At 73.1% G+C, this 21,719-nt stretch carries 13 protein-coding genes; 10 read left to right on the forward strand and 3 right to left on the reverse strand.

Going from position 1 to position 21,719, the window contains the following annotated elements; translation table 11 throughout:
* Positions 1-274 precede the first annotated feature (274 nt).
* The 3 genes from AC5WAM_RS28450 to AC5WAM_RS28460 form a co-directional block, all read right to left on the reverse strand.
* Positions 275-766: a PLL family lectin gene (locus AC5WAM_RS28450; RefSeq protein ID WP_366793766.1), complete on the reverse strand. Its 492-nt coding sequence runs from the start codon at positions 764-766 to the stop codon at positions 275-277.
* Between the two features lie 153 nt (positions 767-919).
* On the reverse strand, positions 920-1,594 hold the full coding sequence (locus AC5WAM_RS28455) for a response regulator (protein ID WP_366793765.1): 675 nt from the start codon (positions 1,592-1,594) through the stop codon (positions 920-922).
* Between the two features lie 14 nt (positions 1,595-1,608).
* A complete protein-coding gene (locus AC5WAM_RS28460) occupies positions 1,609-2,835 on the reverse strand; it encodes a sensor histidine kinase (protein WP_495519275.1) in 1,227 nt (408 codons plus the stop codon).
* Positions 2,836-3,157: 322 nt separating this feature from the next.
* Here AC5WAM_RS28460 and AC5WAM_RS28465 point away from each other — a divergent pair, with 322 nt between their 5' ends.
* The 10 genes from AC5WAM_RS28465 to AC5WAM_RS28510 all read left to right on the forward strand — a co-directional run bounded on the left by AC5WAM_RS28465 (position 3,158) and on the right by AC5WAM_RS28510 (position 21,694).
* Positions 3,158-6,151, forward strand: coding sequence for an AfsR/SARP family transcriptional regulator (locus AC5WAM_RS28465; RefSeq protein WP_495519276.1), 2,994 nt, complete (start codon positions 3,158-3,160; stop codon positions 6,149-6,151).
* A 202-nt stretch (positions 6,152-6,353) separates the two neighbouring features.
* Positions 6,354-6,968 (forward strand): flavin reductase family protein, encoded by a 615-nt coding sequence (locus tag AC5WAM_RS28470; RefSeq protein WP_495519277.1) that lies wholly within the window; start codon positions 6,354-6,356, stop codon positions 6,966-6,968.
* 535 nt (positions 6,969-7,503) lie between these two features.
* The gene (locus AC5WAM_RS28475) at positions 7,504-8,487 is read left to right on the forward strand and encodes a LuxR C-terminal-related transcriptional regulator (RefSeq protein ID WP_138959585.1); all 984 of its coding nucleotides are present in this window, start codon (positions 7,504-7,506) and stop codon (positions 8,485-8,487) included.
* 703 nt (positions 8,488-9,190) lie between these two features.
* A complete protein-coding gene (locus tag AC5WAM_RS28480) occupies positions 9,191-10,051 on the forward strand; it encodes a 3-hydroxyacyl-CoA dehydrogenase family protein (RefSeq protein WP_366793761.1) in 861 nt (286 codons plus the stop codon).
* Positions 10,051-10,722 (forward strand): O-methyltransferase, encoded by a 672-nt coding sequence (locus AC5WAM_RS28485; protein ID WP_495519278.1) that lies wholly within the window; start codon positions 10,051-10,053, stop codon positions 10,720-10,722. Before AC5WAM_RS28480 ends, AC5WAM_RS28485 begins: the two co-directional genes overlap by 1 nt.
* Positions 10,723-10,736: 14 nt before the next feature.
* On the forward strand, positions 10,737-11,012 hold the full coding sequence (locus AC5WAM_RS28490) for an acyl carrier protein (protein WP_138959582.1): 276 nt from the start codon (positions 10,737-10,739) through the stop codon (positions 11,010-11,012).
* Positions 11,005-12,105 carry an acyl-CoA dehydrogenase family protein gene (locus AC5WAM_RS28495; RefSeq protein WP_495519279.1) on the forward strand — a complete coding sequence of 367 codons (1,101 nt, stop codon included), beginning with the start codon at positions 11,005-11,007 and terminating at the stop codon, positions 12,103-12,105. The genes AC5WAM_RS28490 and AC5WAM_RS28495 overlap by 8 nt, the downstream gene beginning before the upstream one ends.
* 27 nt (positions 12,106-12,132) lie before the next feature.
* Positions 12,133-13,224: an HAD-IIIC family phosphatase gene (locus AC5WAM_RS28500; RefSeq protein ID WP_366793757.1), complete on the forward strand. Its 1,092-nt coding sequence runs from the start codon at positions 12,133-12,135 to the stop codon at positions 13,222-13,224.
* An 87-nt stretch (positions 13,225-13,311) separates the two neighbouring features.
* Complete coding sequence (locus AC5WAM_RS28505) at positions 13,312-15,177, forward strand: BTAD domain-containing putative transcriptional regulator (protein WP_495519280.1); 1,866 nt, start codon at positions 13,312-13,314, stop codon at positions 15,175-15,177.
* 130 nt (positions 15,178-15,307) lie between these two features.
* Positions 15,308-21,694 carry an SDR family NAD(P)-dependent oxidoreductase gene (locus tag AC5WAM_RS28510; RefSeq protein WP_495519281.1) on the forward strand — a complete coding sequence of 2,129 codons (6,387 nt, stop codon included), beginning with the start codon at positions 15,308-15,310 and terminating at the stop codon, positions 21,692-21,694.
* Positions 21,695-21,719 lie beyond the last annotated feature (25 nt).

Consider the following 21,719-nt stretch of genomic DNA (forward strand, 5'->3'; position numbering starts at 1 on the left):
GCCGCCGGAGGCGGCTCCGGCGGCCGCATGGCCGCCTGGGCCGCTGCCCGGCGGCGACCCCGCTGTCGACAAAGGTTGTGGCGAAGGCGCGAGTCGCGCGCCGCACGGCGGCCGCGCGCCGCTCATGGCGCGAGCCCGGTCGCTCGGTGCGGCCGGGCTCGCCTTCCCCGTTGGTGCGCAGGCCCCTCGCGCTCGCGCGGGGCCCGCGCACCGCGGAACCGGACGAGGCGTCGGCAGGGCGTGCCCCGCGCCGTCGGGAACCGCGCTGGATGTCTCAGTACTTGTTCAGGCGCCAGTTGCTCCAGTGCCCGGGGGCGCCGCCGGTGTTGCCGCCGTTGAACCGCTCCTTGTACCAGGCCCTTCCGTCGGTCCCCTTACAAGTGATCGCGAAGTTCCAGCCGTTGGCCCAGGCCATGTCGATGGAGTGGTTGCCGGGCTGGGTGCACTGGCCTCCGAGGGAGGTCCAGGCGCTCGTTCCGCTTCCGGAGCCCCACTTCGTGTACGCCTGCTTGTTCGTGCCGATGACGAAGACCTGCCACTGCCCGTTGGGCAGCTTGTGCTTGAGCTGGCTGTCGCAGTAGAAGCTGCCGCCCCAGTTGCGGTAGTGGCACCATCCGCCGCTCTGGTAGGTCGTTCCGGGGTCCGACACGGCCAGGGCCGCGCCGCGGCTCTCGGCGCCCGTCGCGGCCTGGGCCGCCACGGCCGTACCGCCCAGGGCGAGCGTGGCGCCCAGGGCGAGGCCCGTCAACGCGTGTGCTGTGCGCATGGTGATTCCCCCTTGTTGTCCGGTTGTTCTCCGGTGGTGTGCTCGACACGAGAACCTAGGGGGAGGGCCTCGGGGTTCGCGTCCGGCGCTCGTTAGACCTTGCTCGTCAACCGAGCACGTAACCGGGGTAAACCTGAGCGGCAGCCGACCGGCTCAGGCTCCCGTCGCGGACCCCGGCACCACGAGCCCGCTCTCGTAGGCGACGACCACGGCCTGGGCGCGGCTCTTGAGGTCCAGCTTGGACATGATGCGGTGCAGATGCGTCTTCACCGTGCCTTCGCTGAGGAAGAGCTCGGCGGCGATCGCGTCATTGGTGAGCCCGCGCGCCACCAGGGTGAGGACGTCGAGCTCGCGCGCGGTCAGCTCGGCCAGCTGCTCGGGCCGGCGCAGCACGGCACCCGGGCGGGGCGTGTACGCCTCGATGAGGCGGCGCATGACCGTCGGCGCGAACAGCGCGTCACCACCGGCGATGGTGGCGATCGCGCCGAGCAGCCGCTCCGGCGGGGTGTCCTTGAGGAGGTAGCCGCAGGCGCCGATGCGCAGCGCGTCGTACACGTACTCGTCCACGTCGAACGTGGTGAGGACGACGACGCGCGGCGGGGGAGCGAGGTCCAGGGCGAGGATGCGCTCCGCCGCGGTGAGGCCGCTGATGCCGGGCAGGCGGACGTCCATGAGCACGACGTCGGGCCGGTGCCGCTCGGCCAGGGACACGGCTGCTTCGCCGTCCGCGGCCTCCGTGACGGACGTGAAGCCGGGCGTGGCGCGCACCAGCGCGGCCACCCCCGCCCGGATCAGGTCTTGGTCGTCGACGACGAGAACACTGGTCATGTACGAGCTCCCCCTTAAGTTTCGCTGCCGTCCGGCGCGTCGGGCACCGGCGTCGCGGCGCCGGCCGGAAGGGTGAGCCGGACCTCGTACCCCCCGTCACGCCGCGGCCCGGCGGACAGCGAACCCCCGCAGAGGTTTGCCCGTTCCCGCATCCCGATCAAGCCGTATCCGCTCTCCGGCGCCGAGACGGCCGGTCCGTGGCTGTCGCCGGGCGCCCTGCCATCGTCGCGCACGACGACCGTCACCTGGTCCGGTTCATAGGTGATGTGCACGTACGCGCTGGTGGGCGCCGCGTGCTTGACCACGTTGGTCAAGGCCTCCTGGACCACGCGGTACGCGCACAGGTCCGGGCCCAGAGCCAGCTTCCGGGGAGTGCCGCGGGTGCGGACGGTGACGCTGACGTCGGCCGCCCCGAGCCGGTCGGCCAGCTCGCCGACCCGGCTGAGTCCGGGCGGAGCGTGCCGCGGCGCGCCGTCCCCCTGCTCGTCACCGACGTCGTCCACGCGCAGCATCGACAACAGGCGCCGCAGCTCGTCCAGTGCCTCCCGGCTGGAGTCCGCCACGGCGGACAGGGCCGACCGCGCCGTCGCGCCGTCGGAGTGGAAGACGTACGCGGCCAGGCCCGCCTGTACGGAGATGGCCGACAGGTGGTGGGCGACGACGTCGTGCAGTTCGCGGGCGATGCGGACCCGCTCGCCGAGGACGGCGGTGCGCGCGTGCGCCGCCTGCTCGTTCGCCAACTGCGCACTCAGCCGCCGCAGTTCGAGGTTGCGCTGGGTGATCAGGCGCATCGCGTGCCCGAAGGCCAGGGCGATCGCCGGGATGAGGATCCCCTGGGCGAGGACGAGGATCGCGGGAAGGCGCCCGCACACCCCGTTGTACAGGAGCACGGCGCCGGTCAGCGCGGCCGAGGCGAGCGACACGCGTGGCGCGCGCGTCGCGGCCACGCTCACCAGGGCGATCATCGGGGCCCACCAGTTCAGCGAGGGCTGGTAGCCGAGCGCGAGATAGCCGGTGTACGCCGCGCAGGACACGGCGAGGGCCACCACGGGCGCCGAGCGGCAGCACGCGAGGGGCAGCGCGACCAGGCAGGTGAGCAGATACGCCCACGCGTCGAACGGCTCCCACCCCTCGGGGTGGTACTCGTGCCCCGCGACGCTTCCGCTCACCGCGAGCCCGGCGGCGAGCGCGGCGTAGACCATCCGCTGAACGGGCGCGGACCGCACTGATCTCACCTGCATCGGGGGATGGTAGGCCCGCGTACGAGTCCTGTCTTCAGCCCGGCGGTTGAGTCGCCGTCAACCAGCGTTGGACTTCCCTTGTCAGCGATGGGTGATCCGTGCCCGGTGCCCGGTGCCCGGTGCCCGGTGCCCGAGGCTTGGTGCTCGGTTCTCGGCGCCGGGCTCGGCGCCGACTCGCTCGTCCCGGCCGGTCCCCCACGGCGGCGCCCCAGCGGAATTTCCCGTCCCGCCACGCCCCGAGGCCACGCTGCTGCCCGTCTTGCGGTGACTTAGGATGCGCCAACCGGCGGGGGTCGGACGCGCGGTCGTTTCAGGGGGAACCATGGACGCATACCGGTTTGTGCTGCTCGGGCCACCTGCCGTGGCGCGCGACGGCGGTCAGGCCCTGACGATGTCACCGCAGCAGATGGCGATACTCGCCGCCCTGGCCCTGCGGGCCGGCACACCGGTCGGCGTGGCAGAGATCATCGACGGCCTGTACGACGCGTCGCCGCCCGCCAGCGCCACCAACGTGATCGCCAATTACGTGCTGAGGCTCCGCAAGGCGCTGGCACCGTCGTTGATCGTCCGCACCCCGGCGGGCTATCTGCTGGACGCCGACCCCACCGACGTGGACGCGACCGCGTTCCTCCGGGCGGCGGGCGCACCGGCCCTGGACGACCCGCGAGCGGAAGCGGCACGGCTGTCCGCGGCCCTCGGCCTGTGGTCCGGGCGGATCGCGCTGGCCGGGCTGCCCGGTCCCTGGTGCGCCCGGCAGCGCGAGTCCCTGACCGTGCTGCGCGAGGCCGTCCGCCAGCGCTGGTTCGACCGGCGACTGGCCCTGGGGCAGCACGCCGAGATCCTCTCGGACCTCGCCGACGCCTGCGCCGAACACCCCTACGCGGAGCACCTGCACGCCACCCACATGCGCGCGCTGCTGCGCTGCGGGCGCCAGGCCGAGGCGCTCCAGGCCTACCGCCAGGTGCGCCACACGCTCACCCAGGAACTCGGCATCGACCCCGGCCAGGAACTGACCCGCGTCCACGACGCCATCCTGCGCGGCGACGACCCGGGCCCGGCGTACGCGGCACCCCGGCCCGCCGCCTCCGCGCCCGCCCCACCGCCCGCGCCCGCACCCCCCGCCCCGCTCACGGCGCCGAAGATCGTGCCGCACCAGCTTCCCGCGCCCCCGGCGGACGCCACCGGACGCCACGAACACGTCACGCACCTGACCGCGACGCTCCGCACGACCGACCACGCGGTGGGGCTCATCACCGGCATGGGCGGCGAGGGGAAGAGCACGTTGGCCACGCTGGTCGCGCACGCCGTCGCGGAGGACTTCCCCGACGGGCGGCTCTGGGCCTCCCTGCACGGCGCCTCCGACGCGCCCGCCAAGCCCGGCGACATCCTCGCCGACTTCCTGCTCGCGCTCGGCGTCACTCCGGAACGGCTGCCCGAGGGCACGCGGGAGCGGGCCGCGCTGTACCGGAGCGTCACGGCCGACAAGAGGATCCTCGTCGTCCTTGACGACGCCGCCGACGCCACCCAGCTCACCCCGCTGCTCCCGCCCGCCCCCGGCAGCGCGGCCCTCATCACCTCCCGCACCCGTGTGACCACCGCGGTGAGCACGGCGGTCGTCCTGGACGGGATGGAGCAGAGCGAGGCCCAGGGGTTTATCACGGCGATCATCGGCGAGCGGCGGGCCCGGGCCGAACCGGCCGACGTGGCCGCCCTCGCGGCGGCCTGCGGGCACCTGCCGCTGGCCCTGCGCATCATGGCGACCCGGCTCGCCCAGCGCCCCCGCTGGAGCGTGCGGTCCATGGTCGAGCGGCTGTCCAGCGAGGACCGGCTCCTCGGCGAGCTGCGCACCGGGGACCTGAGCGTCGACCGGGCCTTCGAGCTGTCCTTCGGCCAGCTCACCGCGGAGCAGGCCGCCGCCTTCGTCACGCTGGCGGTCCCGAAGGTGCACGACTGGAGCCTGGCCGCCGCGGCCACGGTGCTCGGCCTCCCGGAGGAGCGGGCCGAGACGGTTCTGGAGGAACTGGTCGACACCGCGCTGCTGACCTCGCCGGAGCCCGGCCAGTACGCCTTCCACGACCTGGTCGTCGCCTACGCCCGCACCAAGGCGGTCCACCGGCTCGCCGAGGGGGAGCGCATCGCCGCCCTCACCCGCACCGCGGACTTCTGCCACGCGAGCGTCCGGACCGCCCTCAGGCTCGCGGCCTCGGGCGTCGTCCCGTACCTCGGTCCCGACGGTGACGTCCCCACCGCGAGTCCCGGGGCCCCCGACATCGTCGACAACGCGACCGCGGTGGCCTGGATACGCGCGCACCTGCCCGCCCTGGTGACCCTGTCCGTCCAGGTGGCGGCCGAGGGTGACCGGCACGCCGCCGCCCACACCGTGGCCCTGCTGAGCCTGCTCAGCTGCTGGACGGACGCCGTGCCCATGGCGGCCCTGCTCGAAGCCGCCGAGCCGCTGGCCGTCGCGACGGCACCCGGCGGCCGGGCCTACTCCGACGACCTCGTCCACGGCGCGGCCTGCTGCGCCCTGGGTTCTCTCCGCTTCGGCGGGCCGCGGCACGACACCTCCCTCGCGGCGTTCCAGGAAGCGGTCCGCTACGCCGACGGCGGTCCGGCGGACGACCCGCGGACGCACCATCTCCTCAGCCACAGCCACGAGGGGGTGTCGGACATCCTGATCCGCCTCAGGGACTACCGCGCCGCACGCCACCACGCCCGGCTGAGCATCGAGGCGGCACGCCGGACCGGCCACGAGGCCCTCGTGCACCAGCAGCACATCACCGCGCTCCAGATCGAGGCGTTCGACCCCGACCGGGAGACGGACCTCGGCGTCATCGCGGCACGGTCACTGGAAGCGGCGGACTGGTTCGAGCGGGCCGGGAACCGCGACAAGCAGATCGCCGCCCTGGTCCTCGCCGGACTCGCGCACCTCCACGGGGAGCGGCCCGTGGAGGCGGCGGACGTCTACGAACGGACAGCGGCCCTTGCCCGTACGTTCGACCGCACCATGATCGAGACGCTGTGCCACTACCGGGCCGCCGAGGCGTACGTCGCCGCGGCCTCGGGCCCTCGCGACGCGACTCTGCGGCGCGCGCTCGACCACGCCGAAGCGGCCGTGGACGGCGCCTCGTTGTGCGGCGACGACGTGATGACGGCCCGCGCCCACCAGGCCATGGGCAAAGCCCTCGCCGGAGTAGGCCGGGAAGCGGCAGCCCGGCCCCACCTCCACTCCGCCCTCGCCGCCTACACCAGCCTGGACATGACGCGGGACGTCGACCACATCTGCGGCGTCCTTGCCTCCATGGACCCGGCGTAGCGGGCGGGGGCGCGCCTGCCGTGCCAGCCCCGGGACCGGGGGGGGGGGCGACCGCGTTCGAGGTACCGCGCCCCCGGCCCGGGCCGACTGCGTTCGAAGGCCAAATCCGGTCCAGGGTCTTGGTGACTCGTCCCAACATGGGGATCTCGGGGCTCCATATACTTTCGATATATCGAGGAGTCGGCTAGTCGAGGAGTCGGTTATGGTTGCCCCGTTCGACGCGACGGAGTTTCGGCGGGCCCTCGGCCATCTGCCGACCGGGGTTACGGTCATCACCAGCACCGGGGAGTTCGGTGAGCCGGTGGGCATGGCCTGCAACTCCTTCGTCTCGGTTTCGCTGAATCCTCCGCTGGTCATGTTCTGCGCGGGAAAAGCGTCGGCGACTCTGGTAGACCTCCGGCGGAGCGGCAGATTCTGCGTCAATATCCTGGGCAGCGACCAGGGAGAACTGTGCCGGAAGTTCTCGATCAAGGACATCGACCGGTTTTCCGGTGTGCCGTGGACCGATTCGCCCGTCGGCCCTGAATTGGGCGGTGCCGCCGCCTGGCTGTCCTGTGTCACCGAGGTCGAGCACGCTGCCGGGGACCACGTCATCATCATCGCCAGGGTGACCGCGTTGCGCGTGAACCCGGACGAGCCCGCGCCGCTGGTGTTCCACCGCGGAAAGTTCGGATCGTTCTACGAGAACGTGGAACCGCTTTCCGTGGCGGCCGCGCTGCCCCGGCAGACGATCGGCGGCAGCCGTCGCGTACCACCGGTGGCGCCGGGCGCCTACGGACACGCGCGGGGATACGCGTACGGATACGCGCACGGATAAGGGGCGCAGCCCGCTCGCGTCCCGTACCGCGGCTTCGGCCGCGGAGCCGGGCGGGGGTATGTGCTGTCCAGATTCTGGACTGTCCCCAAAGCGAGCCCCCGGAATTCATTGGTCCGGATAACTGTGCCATGGTGGAGGCAGGCGCGGCCGTCAGCGGTCGGCGCTTCCGGATCCACCGCCCTGGTATGACCTCGTGTGACGCGCGATTGCCGCGCCTTTCCGCAGGTCAGCGGTTTCGGACGGAATAGCGGAATCTTGCGTTCGGCGCTCTTGGGCGCGCACTTCCTCGCCTCTCCGGTCATCGGGGCGGCGCTGCGGCGAGCTCCGCAGAAACGATTCCTCTTCTCGCATGTCGCCCATCGGGGCGGAGAAGCGAATAAACCAGACTTACGCCAGCAACCACGGCTAATGGCACCTGGCTCATCGGGGGTGAGTCCTATACATTGGCGTATTGGTAGAAACATCGAACACCGCTCGGGCAGATTATCCCATCCTGGGGGAATTGGAGGGGATACTTAGTGAACTTGGAGCGCCTTTGTTTCCCAAGCCGGTTGCTGGAGTTTTTGAAGTTTATGAATGGAGTTTAGACAGGGACGGCTTCGCCGTCGACGACGTCGCCCATGAGCTGGGTTTCCGTCCTGCCGAGAGCGAGGAGATCGTCGCCAAGCTCCTGGAGCTCCAGCTCATTCAGCCGTCCCGGGACCGGGACGCCTGGTTCATTCCCACGGACCCGGGTATCGCCTCTTCGCAGCTCCTGAACCAGGGCGAGCTCGACCTACTCGAACGCAAGCTGGCGGTGGGCCAGCTCAGAAACGACCTCGCGCGGCTCTCGCTGCTTTTCCGGTCGAGCAAGTTCGGTAGTCAATATACAAACTCGTTCGATATTGTGAAAGTCCCCGAGACGGTCCGACTGCTGCTCTCGGAGGCGGCCGCGAACAGTTCCCAGGAAGTCGTCTGCATGCAGCCCGGCAGCGGCTGGCCCGCCGACGACCTGGTCGAGTCGCAGAACAACGATTTTCAGGCGCTCAAGCGGGGGGTGCGTCTGCGAGTCCTCTACCAGCATGCCGCCAGGTTCGACACACCGACCCGCGAGCACGCGGGGAAGCTGATCGAGTCCGGCGCCGAGATCCGGACGGCCGGCGCGCTGTTCGGCAAGATAGTCATCTTCGACCGCACCGCGGCGTACATCCCGGCGAGCGGCGAGGACGGCGGTGCCGTCGTCATCCAGGAACGCTCGCTCATCGACTTCCTCCACTCCTGTTTCGAGCACGTCTGGGCGACCGCGAAGGAGTTCGACACCCGGCGGGCGGAAATCGATGTCATCGGCGGTGACATGAAGAAGGAGATCGTCAAGATGTTGATCTCCGGCGCCAAGGACGAAGCCATCGCCCGGCGCCTCGGCGTATCCGTGCGCACCTGCCGCAAACACATCGGTCAGGTCATGCAGATGTTCGGCGCGACAAGCCGCTTCCAGTTCGGCTACCTCGTGAAGGAGGCGAACCTCGAAGAGGACGTGTAACGCGCGACCCGAGAAGGCCGCACGGCGTCCTGCCTTACGCAACACGGCCGGACGCCGGGCGGCCGCGCGCTGCCCCGGGGCCCTGGTCCGCGCCCGCCGCACCGGCGGGCCGCCCTGCCCCGGGGCCGAGGTGTGCCCAGGTCGGACGGGGGGTGGGGGAGGTTCCTCAAGTGGAAGTGCAGCTTGATGAGCGGGCTGCGGGGTGGAGCCGCCGTGTGTTCTGTCAGACACTGTGGGCCGTTGCAACAGTGCAACCGCGGAGTTGTTCGCTGAACACCAAGGGGGCCGCGTCCATCCATTCATTCCTCGTTTCGCAGACCGGTCGGGGCAGTACATGTGGTGCCTCCGACGTCATCGCGGCGGGGTAATCTGCGTATAGGGCGGTGCACGCGAGTTTCGTGGCGCGCGACCCATGCGAATGTTTAATATTTCTTGGTTACTTCCTTTGGGTCGAGTGTCGTAAAGTCCTCGGTAGTGAGGTCTTTGTCGTCGGCGCCGCACATGCGGCTTGGCCGGCCTGCCGATCCATTTTCGTGTTCGCATACATCAAGCGCGATTCTCTGAATTCGGCTATTTTCTTCCGGAAAATCCTTGTCGGACGTAAAGCTGAGGTGTGCTCAATGAGCGGGTCTGTCGTGTGTGGCGCCGGTCGGGGGCCGGGAAACCCCCCGGCCGCTCGGGAACGGACGGGTGTGGTCGGACGATGACCGGCAACGGGGGAGAGCAGCGGCTCGCGGTCTTCGGCGCGGGCGTGATGGGCATCGGCATCGCCACGCTGGCCGTCGGCCGCGGCGTACCGGTGACGCTCGTGGACGTGGACCAGGAGCGCCTGGGCACGGCACGGCGCCGGCTCCGCGACGAGCTACGGCTCGCGCAGATGATGGGCGCCCTGCCGAGGAGCGGCCCCGCCGGCGAGCTGGAGCTCGCCGACTCCGTGGCCGCCGCGGCGGACGCGACCTGGGTGATCGAGGCGATCACCGAGGTCGCCGAGCTGAAGACCAAGGTGCACCGGGAGATCGCCGCCGCGGTCGCGCCCGGCACGCTGCGGGTCACCAACACCTCGTCCATCCCGGTCGACGAGCTCGCCGGCCAGGTCCCGGCCCCCGAGGACCTGGCCGGCATCCACTTCATGAACCCGCCGTACCTGATCGGGACCCTTGAGGTCGTGCGCGGCCCGCGCACGTCGGAGCGGACGATGACGGCCGTTCAGGAACTCCTGGCCCTCCTGGGCCGCAAGGGCATCGTGGTCGGCGACGGCCCCGGCTTCGTCACCAGCCGGGTCCTGCACCGCATGATCAACGACGCGGCGAACGTCGTCGAGGAGGGCCGGGCCACGGCCGAGGACGTCGACGCCCTGATGGAGGGCTGCCTCGGACACCCGACGGGCCCGCTGCGGACCGCCGACCTGATCGGCATCGACAACCTCGTCGACTCCCTGTGGGTGCTGCACGAACGCACCGGCGACGAGGGCTGCCGCCCCAGCGAACTGCTCCTGCGCAAGGTCGCCGAAGGCCACCACGGCCGCAAGACCGGGCGCGGCTTCTACGAGTACGAGGTCCGCTGATGGCCGGTCAGGTGGAGCTGGACGAGGGCGTCCTCGACTACGTGCGCTCGGTGTCCCTGCGCGACGACGAGATCCTGCGCGACCTCGTCAACGAGACGGCGTTCATGCCGTCCCTGAACGCCATGGTGACCATGCCCGAGGAAGGGCAGCTGCTCGCCCTCCTCGTCGGTCTGACCGGCGCCTCCCGGGTCCTCGAGGTCGGCACGTTCACCGGCTACAGCACGCTGTGCATGGCGCGGGCGCTGCCCGTCGGCGGATCCCTCGTCACCTGCGACATCAGCGCCCGCTGGACGAAGATCGCCCGGCGGTACTGGGAGCGCGCCGGGGTCGCCGACCGCATCGAACTGCGCCTCGGCGACGGCGCCGAGTCCATGGCGGCCCTGCTCGCCGAGCACGGCCCCGAGACCTTCGACCTGGTCTTCATCGACGCCGACAAGACCGGCTACGCCCGCTACTACGAAGAGGCGCTGACCCATCTGCGGCCCGGCGGCCTCGTCGTGCTCGACAACACCCTCTACTTCGGCCGGGTCGCGGACCCCGAGGCGCACGACGCCGACACCGAGGCCATCCGCGAGCTCAACGCCGCACTCCACGCCGACAGCCGGGTGGAGCTCTCGCTGCTCCCCATGGCCGACGGCATCACATTGGCACGCAAGAACAAGGCGCAGTGAGAAAGGGACTTCCCATGACGGACTCGACAACGGAACTGCCCGTCGCCGCCATCGAGCAGCAGATCGGCGCGTTCCTTGAGGCCAAGACCAAGCTGACCTGGGAGCCGGAGGTGGACCTGTTCGCCTCGGGCGCGGTCTCCTCGCTCTTCGCCATGGAACTCGTGGTGTTCGTGGAGAGCACCTTCGACGTCGAGGTCGAGGGCCCCGACCTCGCCCTGGACAACTTCCGCACCCTGCGGACCATGAGCGCGCTCGTGACCCGGCTGCGCGGCGGGGGCACCGGTGCTTGACGCCCTGACGGCGCTGGTGACCGAGACGGTCGGCGACGCCGCGAGCGAGTGGGACGTGACGGGCGAGATCCCGATCGGGGTGCTGCGCGGACTCGGCGCCAAGGGCGTGCTGTGCGCCGAGGCGAAGCCGGAGTTCGGCGGCCTCGGCCTGACCGGCCTGGACAACGCCGAACTCACCGCGCACACCGGGGCGCTGTGCAGCTCGCTGCGGTCGGTGATGACCTCGCAGGGCATGGCCGCGTGGACGCTCCAGCGGTTCGGTGACAAGGCCCAGCGCGCCGAGTACATCGGCCGCCTCACCGGCGGTGAGCTCGCCGCGGTGGCGTTCAGCGAGCCGGGCGCGGGCAGCGACCTCGCCGCGATGAGCACCGAGATCCGCCGCGACGGCGATGACATCGTCGTCAGCGGCACCAAGACGTGGATCACGGTCGCCGGGTACGCGGACTGGATCATCGTCTTCGGCCGCTACGAGGGCGGCGGAGCCGCCGCCGTGGTGCCCGCCACGGCCCCCGGGGTCCGGGTGACGCGGGTGCCCGAACCGCTGGGCTGCCGCGCGGCCGGACACGCCACCGTCCAGCTCGACGAGGTACGGCTGCCCGCCGAGCACCTGCTCGCGGTGGCGGGCCAGCCGGTGGTCATGCTGACCACCATCGCGCTCACCTACGGCCGGCTCTCGGTGGCCTGGGGGTGCGTCGGCATCCTGCGCGCCTGCCTCGCCGCCGTCGCCCGGCACGCCAAGACCCGCGAGCAGTTCGGCAAGCCCCTGCTCCAGCACCAGCTCGTCGCCCGGCACCTGGCCGAGCTGTACGCCGCCGAGCGGACGGCGACGCTCGCCTGCGAGCGGGCCAGCGCCGCCTGGGACGGCGGTTCGCCGGAGCAGGTGCCCGCGTCGGTCCTCGCCAAGCACGTCGCGGCCACGAACGCGGCCCGGGGCGCCGCCGCCGCGGTACAGGTGCTCGCCTCCGCGGGAGCCGTGGGCGGACACGTGGTGGAACGGGCCTTCCGGGACGCCAAGTTGATGGAAGTCATCGAGGGCAGCAACGAGATCTGCCAGCTCATACTCGCCGAGCACGCCGCCGCGGCGGCGTGCTGAACGGCCCCACGGAACGGGGGAGCGAACATGTCAGAAGCACCACCCATCGTGAAGTGCCTGGTCTGGGATCTCGACAACACCCTGTGGCAGGGCACACTCGTCGAGGACGGCCACGTCGAGGTCGACGACGCCCTCCGCAAGGTCGTGGCGGAGCTCGACGCCCGGGGCGTCCTGCAGGCCGTGTCGAGCCGCAACGACCACGACGAGGCGTGGGCGAAGCTGGAGGAGCTCGGCCTCGCCGAGTACTTCGTCCTTCCGCACATCGGCTGGGGCCCCAAGTCGGAGTCCGTGCGCTCCATCGCCGAGCGCCTCAACTTCTCCCTGAAGACGATCGCGTTCATCGACGACCTGCCCACCGAGCGCGCCGAGGTCACCTACCACCTGCCCGAGGTGCGGTGCTACCCGGCCGAGCAGGCGGGCCTGCTGCTCGACCTGCCCGAGTTCAGCCCGGCGGTGGTCACCGTCGACGCGCGCAGGCGCCGCGAGATGTACCAGGCCGGGTTCCAGCGCGACCAGCAGCGCGAGGAGTACCAGGGCGCCGACGAGGAGTTCCTGCGCTCGCTCGACCTGGTGATGCGGATCGGCAAGGCCAGGGACGAGGAGATCACCCGGGTCGAGGAACTGACCCTGCGGACCAGCCAGATGAACGCGACCGGCGTGCACTACTCGGACGCCGCGCTGCGCTCCCTGCTGTCCGACGAGGACCACGAGGTCCTCGTGGTCTCCATGGCCGACCGCTTCGGGCCGCACGGCGCGGTCGGGGTCATGCTGATCGAGAAGACCCCGGGCGCCTGGCGCATCAAGCTGCTCGCCACCTCGTGCCGGGTCGTGTCGTTCGGCGCGGGCGCGGTGCTGCTTCGGTGGCTCACCGACGCCGCCGCGCGCGCCGGGGTGCACCTCGTCGCCGACTTCAGGCGTACGGAGCGCAACCGGATGATGGAGGTCGCCTACCGGTTCGCGGGGTTCGCCGCCGCCGAGTGCGCCTGCCTCGCCGCGTTCTCCGCGCCCGAGGGAACCGAGTGCCTGCATCTGGAGCCGGTCCGTCAGGACCCGCCGACCACCCTGCGCGTCCTCGCCCCCGAGCCGCTCGTCGGCGGGGCCGAGGCGGAGTGGCGGTAGGCGGGGACATCACGCACGGCTCACGCTGAACACGCACGATCTACGGGGGATGTCTTGCAGTTCTTGGTACTTGGCCCGTTGCAACTGATGGACGACGAGAAGCCGATCGCGCTCGGCGGCGACCGCCGCCGGGCGACGCTCGGCCTGCTGCTGCTCAACGCCAACCGGGAGGTGGCGACGAGCAAGCTCCTCGACGGGCTGTGGGGCACCGACGAGACGCCCGTGACGGCACGGAAGGTCCTGCAGAACGCCGTGCGGGGCCTGCGCGTCACGTTCGCCGAGCACGCGCACGGCGACGCGCGGCCGCCCGCCCTGCTGACGTGCGCACACGGCTACCGGCTCGAAGTCGACCCCGAACAGGTCGACATGTTCCGCTTCCACCGCCTCGCCCGGGTGGGCCGCGCGGAGCTGGCGGCCGCCCGCCCCGGCGCCGCCGCGGCCACCCTGCGGGAGGCACTCGCCCTGTGGCGCGGGCGGGCCCTCGCCGACCTCGTCGAGTCCGGGCACTCCTGGCCGGAGCTCACCGCCCTGGAGAACGCGCGGCTCGACGTCATGGAGGACTACTACGAGGCCGAGCTGGCGGGCGGCCGCCACCAGGCCGTCCTCAGCGACCTGGAGGCCCTGGTCGAGGCCGAGCCGCTGCGGGAGCGGGCCTGCCACCAGCTGATGCTCGCGCTCTACCGCGGCGGCCGGCAGGCCGACGCCCTCGCCGCCTACCGGCGGGTGCGGGTGCGGCTCGCCGAGCAGTTCGGGCTCGAACCCGGGCGCGAGCTGCGCCTCTTGCAGCACGCGATCCTCGTGCACGACCCGTCCATCGCGGCGCCCGCGGCGCCCGTACGACCGGTGGTGCTCTCCGGCCCCGGGCCGGAGGCGGCGCCCCGCGAGCGCCCGGTCGCCCGCCCGGTCCAGCTCGTCCCCGCGCAGCGCTCCGTCGCCCGGAGCGGGGTGAGCACCGTCCTGATCCGCGCCGACTACGCCACCGGCGGCCGGGCCGGGGACGTCGGCCGGGCCCTGGAGCGCACCGCGCGGATCGTGCACGAGGAGGTGGGGCGGCTCGGCGGCGTGGTCGCCGGGTCGACCGGCTCCGTCACCCTCGCCCTGTTCCGGGCCGCGACGCCGCGCGACGAGGGCGCCGCACAGGCCGCCGAGCGCGCGGTACGGGCCGCGATGGCGCTGCGGCAGCGGATCTGCTTCGACGTACCGGACGGCGAGCGGCCCGTGCTGCGCGTCGCGGTGGCGACCGGCGAGATGCGGGCGCGCCCCGGCGGCTCCGACCGGGAGCCCCTGCCCGTCAACGGCGCGCTGCTCGTCGACAGCGAGTCCCTGCTCCAGGCCGCCGAGGACACGGAGATCGTGGTGTGCGGCCGCACCCGGAGGCTCACCGGAGCGGCGATCGCGTACGGCCGCGAGGGCGGCACCCGGCCGCGCTGGGCGGTCAAGGGCCGCTACCGCGACTCCTTCGCCAGGGCGGAGGTCTTCGACCGCGAGCCCGAACTCGGCGTGCTCAACAGCCTCCTGGAGCGGGTCAGGCGCCGCGCGCGGCCGCATCTCGTCCTGGTCGTGGGCGGGCCGGGGATCGGGAAGTCACCCCTGCTCGCGGCGTTCGAGCGGCGCGTGGAGAACGCGGCGACCGTGCGGCTCGGCCCCGCGGGGGCGAGCACGCCGAACGTGGCGAAGCTCGCCGAGCACGGCCCGCTGGTGGTGTTCGCCGACGATCTGCACCGGGCCGACACCGCGGTCCTCGATTTCGTCGAGGAGCTCCTCGACGCGCCGCAGCCGCTGCCGGTGCTCGTGGTCGCCGCGGCCCGCTCCGAGCTGTTCCGCAGGCGCCCGGGGTGGGGCGCGGGGCAGCGGCACGCCAGTCGGATGACCCTCGAACCGGTGGCGGTCGAACCGCGCGTCGAGGCACCCCGGGCGCCCCGCCTGGTGAGGCTCTGCCATGTCGCCAGTTGAGAACACGCCCGCCGGTTGGTTCCGGGGGCCAAATTCGCCGCCCGGTCCGGTGTTCTCGAACCCGGCTGCCCACCACCCCCGCAATGTTGACTGGCCGAGCTGAGTACCCGGCCGGAGGAGTGACGAGACGATGGAGAACGAGGGCAGGCTGCGGAACTACCTCAAGCAGGCCGTCGGCGAGCTGCAGGACACGCGCGAGCGCCTGCAGGAGCTGGAGCGGGCGGCCAGCGAGCCGATCGCGATCGTCGGCATGGCCTGCCGCTACCCGGGCGGCGTCGTCTCGCCGGACGGCCTGTGGGACCTGGTGACCGAGGGCCGGGACGCCATCGGGGCGTTCCCCGCCGACCGCGGCTGGGACGTCGAAGGGCGCTACGACCCCAACCCCGGCGTGCCGGGCACCTACTACGCCCGCGGGGGCGGATTCCTGTACGAGGCCGCCGAGTTCGACGCCGAGTTCTTCGGGATATCCCCCAGGGAAGCCCTCGCCATGGACCCCCAGCAGCGGCTGCTCCTTGAGACCTCGTGGGAGGCCCTGGAGCGCACCGGCGTCGACCCGCAGGCGCTGCGGGGCAGCGACACCGGCGTGTTCGTGGGCCTCATGGGCCACGGCGGGCAGCGCTACGGGCTCGGCGCGGAGGAGTCGGGGCAGGGCGGCGAGGGGTTCGGCGGGACCGGCAGCGCGGCCAGCGTGGCTTCCGGCCGGATCGCCTACCTCCTCGGTCTGGAGGGGCCCGCGCTCACCGTGGACACGGCGTGCTCGTCGTCGCTCGTGACGATGCACCTGGCCGCCCGCGCACTGCGCGGCGGCGAGTGCTCGCTCGCCCTCGCGGGCGGGGCCGCGGTGATGGCGACCCTGGACACCTTCGTCGAGTTCAGCAGGCAGCGCGGCCTCGCCGAGGACGGCCGCTGCAAGGCCTTCTCGGCCGCCGCGGACGGCACGGGCTGGTCCGAGGGCGCAGGCATGGTCGTCCTGGAGCGGCTCTCCGACGCCCAGCGGCTCGGGCACCGGGTGCTCGCGGTGATCCGGGGCAGCGCGGTCAACTCCGACGGCGCCTCCAACGGCCTGACCGCGCCCAACGGCCCCGCGCAGCAGCGCGTCATCCGCCAGGCCCTCGCCGACGCGGGCCTCACCGCGGCCGACGTGGACGTCGTGGACGCGCACGGCACCGGCACCCGCCTCGGCGACCCGATCGAGGCGCAGGCCCTCCTCGCCACCTACGGCCAGGAGCGCCCGGAGGACCGGCCGCTGTGGCTGGGCTCCCTGAAGTCCAACATCGGCCACACCCAGGCGGCGGCCGGGGTCGGCGGCGTGATCAAGATGACCCAGGCGCTGCGCCACGGCCACCTGCCGCGGACGCTGCACGCGGACGAGCCCTCGCCCGCCGTGGACTGGGAGTCGGGCGCGGTGGAGCTGCTCACCGAGGCGCGCGACTGGCCCGAGAGCGACCGGCCGCGCCGGGCGGCGGTGTCGGCCTTCGGCATCAGCGGCACCAACGCCCACCTGATCATCGAACAGGCGCCGGAGCCTTCGGCCGGGCCGGATCCGGAGGCGGGCACGGGCCCGTCGGCCGGGGCGGAGGCCGGGGCAGCGGCAAAGACCGCGACGGAACCGGAGGCCGGGGCGGAGCCCGCGCGGCTTCCCGGCCCCGCCCTGCCCCTGCTCCTCTCCGCCTCCTCCCCGGCCGCGCTCGCGGCCAGGGCCGAGCAGCTGCACGCCCTCGCCCCGGCAGCCGCGGGCGGACCCCTGGCCGTCGCGCTCGCCACCCGCGCGCCCCGGCTTCCCCAGCGCGCGGCCGTGACCGGCGACGACCCGGCGGCGGGCCTGCTGGCCCTCGCCGAGGGGCGGCCGTCGCGGGACGTCCTCACCGGGGTCGCCCGCCCGCGCGGCAAGACGGTGTTCGTCTTCCCCGGGCAGGGCTCGCAGTGGTCCGGCATGGCGCTCGCCCTGTACCGCGACTCGGATGTCTTCCGCGCCCAACTGGACGCCTGCGCCGCCGCCTTGGAGCCGTACACCGACTGGAGCCTCCTCGACGAGCTCGCCGGGCCCCTGGACCGCGTCGACGTCGTCCAGCCCGCCCTGTGGGCCGTGATGATCTCGGTCGCCGCGCTGTGGCAGCACCACGGCGTGACCCCCGACGCGGTCCTCGGCCACTCCCAGGGCGAGATCGCCGCCGCGTACGTCGCCGGGGCGCTGTCCCTGGAGGACTCCGCGGCCGTCGTCGCCCTGCGCAGCAAGGCCATCACCCGGCTCGCGGGCACCGGAGGCATGGCCTCCGTGCAGTTGGCGCAGGGCGAGACGGAGCGGCGCATCGAGGCGTTCGGCGGCTCCGTGGAGGTCGCCGCGGTCAACGGCCCCGGCAGCACGGTCGTTTCGGGCCGACCCGAGGACCTGGCGGAGCTCGTCGCGTCCTGCGAGGCCGACGGCGTCCGCGCCCGCCTCGTCCCGGTGGACTACGCCTCGCACTCGGCCCACGTGGAAGCGCTGCGCGAGGAGATCCTCAGCGCGCTCTCCGGCATCGCCCCGGGCCCGTCCCGGGTCCCGTTCCACTCCACCGTCACCAACGAGGTCGTGGCGGGACCCGAGCTCGACGCCGCGTACTGGTACGGCAATCTGCGCAGGACCGTCGGCTTCGCCCAGGGCACGCGCGCCCTGCTCGACCAGGGCCACACAGTGTTCGTCGAGGTCAGCGCGCACCCCGTCCTCGTGAACGCGATCGGCGAGACCGTCGAGGAGGCGGCGGCCGACGCGGTCGTCCTGGAGTCGCTGCGCCGCGACGACGGCGGCCCGGCCCGCTTCCACACCGCGCTCGCCAAGGCGTACGTCCACGGCGTCGAGGTCGACTGGCGGATCCCGCCCGGCGCCGCGACCGCCGACGAGCTGCCCACCTACCCCTTCCAGCGCAGGCGCTACTGGCTGGAGGAGCCCGCGGCGGTCGGCGACACCTCGGCCCTCGGCCTGCGCAGGGCGGAGCACCCGCTGCTCGGCGCGGCCCTGCGCACGGCCGACGCGGACACGCTCGTCCTCACCGGACGGCTCTCCCGCGGCGCGCAGCCCTGGCTGTCCGACCACGGGCTCGGCACGTCGGTACTGCTGCCCGGCACGGCCCTGGTCGAACTGGCCCTGCACGCCGGGGACCAGGTCGGCTGCGGGCACCTCGCCGAACTCACCCTGCACGCGCCGGTCGTCCTGGACGCCGACCTGGACCTCCAGGTCCTCATCGGCGCGGAGAGCGATGACGGACGCCCCGTGAGCGTGCACACCGCCCCGGCGGGGACGGACGACTGGACCCGCAACGCCACGGGACGGCTGACCAACGAGAGCCGCCCGGCCCCCGACGCCCTGACCGCCTGGCCCCCGCCCGGCGCCGCGGCCGTGCCCCTCGACGGGTTCTACGAGACCCTCGCCGAGCGCGGCTACGCCTACGGCCCCGCCTTCCGGGGCCTGCGCGCGGCCTGGCGGGACGGCGACGCGCTCTACGCCGCGGTGGCCCTGCCCGACGAGCAGGACGTCACCGGCTTCGGCCTGCACCCCGCGCTGCTCGACGCCTCGCTGCACGCGGCGGGCCTCTCCGGGGCCGACGGCGTCCGGGCCCCGTTCAGCTGGAGCGACGTGCGGCTGCACGCCACCGGCGCGCGGGCCGCCCGGGTCCGCCTCACCCCGGCGGGGCCCGACGCGGTCGCCGTGCTCGTCACCGACGAGGCCGGGCAGGCCGTCGCCTCGGTGGGCGAGCTTGCCCTGCGGCCGGTGGACGTGGCCGCGCTCGGGCACCGGCGCGCGGACGCCTCGGCGCTCTTCGCCCTGGACCTGGTGCCGGTCGACCTGCCGGAGCCGCCCGCCGAGCGGACCTGGATCGAGCTCGGCGCCGACGGCAGCGACCGCCCCGCCGCTCCGGTGTCGGCGACGGCCGCGCTGTGGACCTGCCCCGAGGGCGAGGTCGAGGACGTCGTCGACCGGACGCTGCACGTCGTACGGGAGTGGCTCGCCGAGCCGCACCTCACCGACGTCCCGCTCGTCGTCCTCACTCGCGCCGACGACCTCGCCCACCGCGCGGTGACCGGGCTGCTCCGCACCGCGCGCAGCGAACACCCCGGCCGCCTGCGCCACATCGACGTCGACGGCCACCCGCTGGCGCGGGCCGCGCTGCCCGCGGCGATGGCCGCGGACCACCCGGAGCTGGCCCTGCGCGGCGCGACCGCCGCCGTGCCCCGGCTCACCCGCGCGGCCGCGTCCCCGGCCCTGCCCGAACCGGCCGAGCGGCCCTGGCGCCTCGGTCTGACCTACGGCGGCGACCTCGACAGCCTGTCCCTCACCCCGTGCCCCGAGGTGCTGCGCCCGCTGGAGCCGGGCGAGGTGCGGGTCGCGGTGCGCGCGGGCGGCCTGAACTTCAAGGCCGTGCTCCTGGAACTCGGCATGGTGGCCCGCGACGAGTGGTCGTCCCTCGGCGAGGGCGCGGGCATCGTCCTGGAGGTCGGCGCCGACGTCACCGGGCTCACCGCGGGCGACCGGGTGATGGGCCTGTTCACCGGCGGCCTCGGCACGGTCACGGTCACCGACCGCAGGCTGGTCGCCCCGATGCCCAAGCGCCTGACGTTCGCCCAGGCCGCCGGGGTGCCGGTGGTGTACCTGACGGCGTACTACGGCCTCGCGGACCTGGCCGGGCTCACGGCGGGCGAGTCGCTGCTCCTGCACGCGGCGACCGGCGGCATGGGCTTCGCCTCCCTCCAGCTCGCCCGGCACTGGGGCGCCGAGGTCTTCGGCACCGCCAGCTCCGGCAAGCGGGACGTGCTGCGCGCCTGGGGCTTCGACGACGACCACCTCGCCGACTCCCGCAGCCTCGGCTACGCCGAGCACTTCGCGAAGGCCACCGGCGGGCGCGGCGTGGACGTGGTGCTCAACTCCCTCGCGCACGAGCACGTCGAGGAGTCCCTCGCCCTGCTTCCGCGCGGCGGCCGGTTCGTGGAGATGGGCAAGACCGACATCCGCGACGCCGACGAGATCGCGGCGGCACACCCCGGCGTGCGCTACCGGGCCTTCGACGTGATGGAGGCCGGGTTCGACCGCATCGCGGAGATGCTGGAGGAGATCCGCGTCCTGTTCGACGAGGGCGCGCTGCGGCCGATGCCGCTCACCACGTACCCCGTGCACCGCGCGCCGGAGGCCTTCCGGTACCTCAGCCAGGCCCGGCACGTCGGCAAGATCGTCCTCACCCTGCCCGCGCCGCTCGACTCCGACGGCACGGTCCTCGTGACCGGCGGCACCGGGGTGCTCGGCGGGCTCGTCGCCCGGCACCTCGTCGCCGAACACGGCGTACGCCGCCTGCTGTTGACCAGCAGGCGCGGCCCGGCAGCCGACGGCGTGGACGCCCTGGTCGCGGACCTGCGGGCCGCGGGCGCCGAGGTGTCCGTGGTGGCGTGCGACGTGTCCGACCGGGAGTCCGTCGCCGAACTCGTCCGCTCCGCGCACCGGCTCACCGGCGTGGTGCACGCGGCGGGCGTGCTGTCCGACGGGGTCCTGGAGGCCCTGACGCGGGACGACCTCGACGCCGTGCTGCGTACGAAGGCGCGCTCGGCCCAGTACCTGCACGAGCTGACGCAGGACCACGACCTGGCCCTGTTCGCGCTGTTCTCCTCGGTCGCCGGGGTCCTCGGCAGCGCGGGCCAGGGCGGGTACGCCGCGGCCAACGCCTACCTCGACGGACTCGTGGAGCACCGGCGCGGCCTCGGCCTGCCCGGCACGTCCATCGCGTGGGGCCTGTGGGCGCGGGAGAGCGCCATGACCGGCCATCTGAGCGAGGGCGACAAGGACCGCCTGGCGCGGATGGGCCTCGGCGCGATCGACGACGAGCAGGGGCTCGCCCTGTTCGACGCGGCGCTCGGCCTGCACCGCCCGCTGGCGGTGGCGGTGCCCGTCGACGTGGCCCGGCTGCGGGAGAGCGGACAGCCGGTGCCGGAGCTCCTTTCGGCCCTCGACCCGGCCGCGCGGGTCCGGCGGCGCGTCGTCGCGCAGGCCGCGGCCACGACTCAGGCGGACCGGCTCGTCGAGCTGCCCGAGCGGCAGCGCCGCAAGGAACTCCTGGAACTCGTACGGGAGTCCGCGGCGGTCGTCCTCGGCCACAGCACGGCCGAGTCGGTCGACGAGGACAGCGCGTTCAAGGACCTCGGGTTCGACTCGCTGACGGCGGTGGAGCTGCGCAACCGCCTCGGCGCCGCCACGGCCCTGCGGCTGCCGCCGACGGTCGTGTTCGACCATCCGACCCCGGCCGGGCTCGCCGCGTTCCTGGACGGACTGCTCGTCCCCGCGCAGGAGACGACCGTCGGCTCGCTCGTGACGGAACTCGACCGGCTCGCCGTGGCCGACCTCGACGAGGACGAGCGGGGCCTGCTCGCCAAACGGCTCCAGGAGGTGCTGCGCCGTCTCGCGGCGCCGGCCGAGGCGGGCGGGGAGGAACGGGACTTCACCGAGGCCTCCGACGACGAAATCTTCGACTTCATCGACGGCGAACTCGACATCGCGTGATCTCGCCTGTGCCGAACGAAAGGGG

This window comes from Streptomyces sp. JLYT201, from assembly GCF_059448825.1.

Bases quoted from the DNA above. Each gene is read 5' to 3' on its own strand.
- AC5WAM_RS28450 (WP_366793766.1), bottom strand. From the start codon at position 766: ATGCGCACAGCACACGCGTTGACGGGCCTCGCCCTGGGCGCCACGCTC.
- AC5WAM_RS28455 (WP_366793765.1), bottom strand. From the start codon at position 1,594: ATGACCAGTGTTCTCGTCGTCGACGACCAAGACCTGATCCGGGCGGGG.
- AC5WAM_RS28460 (WP_495519275.1), bottom strand. From the start codon at position 2,835: ATGCAGGTGAGATCAGTGCGGTCCGCGCCCGTTCAGCGGATGGTCTAC.
- AC5WAM_RS28465 (WP_495519276.1), top strand. From the start codon at position 3,158: ATGGACGCATACCGGTTTGTGCTGCTCGGGCCACCTGCCGTGGCGCGC.
- AC5WAM_RS28470 (WP_495519277.1), top strand. From the start codon at position 6,354: ATGGTTGCCCCGTTCGACGCGACGGAGTTTCGGCGGGCCCTCGGCCAT.
- AC5WAM_RS28480 (WP_366793761.1), top strand. From the start codon at position 9,191: ATGACCGGCAACGGGGGAGAGCAGCGGCTCGCGGTCTTCGGCGCGGGC.
- AC5WAM_RS28485 (WP_495519278.1), top strand. From the start codon at position 10,051: ATGGCCGGTCAGGTGGAGCTGGACGAGGGCGTCCTCGACTACGTGCGC.
- AC5WAM_RS28490 (WP_138959582.1), top strand. From the start codon at position 10,737: ATGACGGACTCGACAACGGAACTGCCCGTCGCCGCCATCGAGCAGCAG.
- AC5WAM_RS28500 (WP_366793757.1), top strand. From the start codon at position 12,133: ATGTCAGAAGCACCACCCATCGTGAAGTGCCTGGTCTGGGATCTCGAC.
- AC5WAM_RS28505 (WP_495519280.1), top strand. From the start codon at position 13,312: ATGGACGACGAGAAGCCGATCGCGCTCGGCGGCGACCGCCGCCGGGCG.
- AC5WAM_RS28510 (WP_495519281.1), top strand. From the start codon at position 15,308: ATGGAGAACGAGGGCAGGCTGCGGAACTACCTCAAGCAGGCCGTCGGC.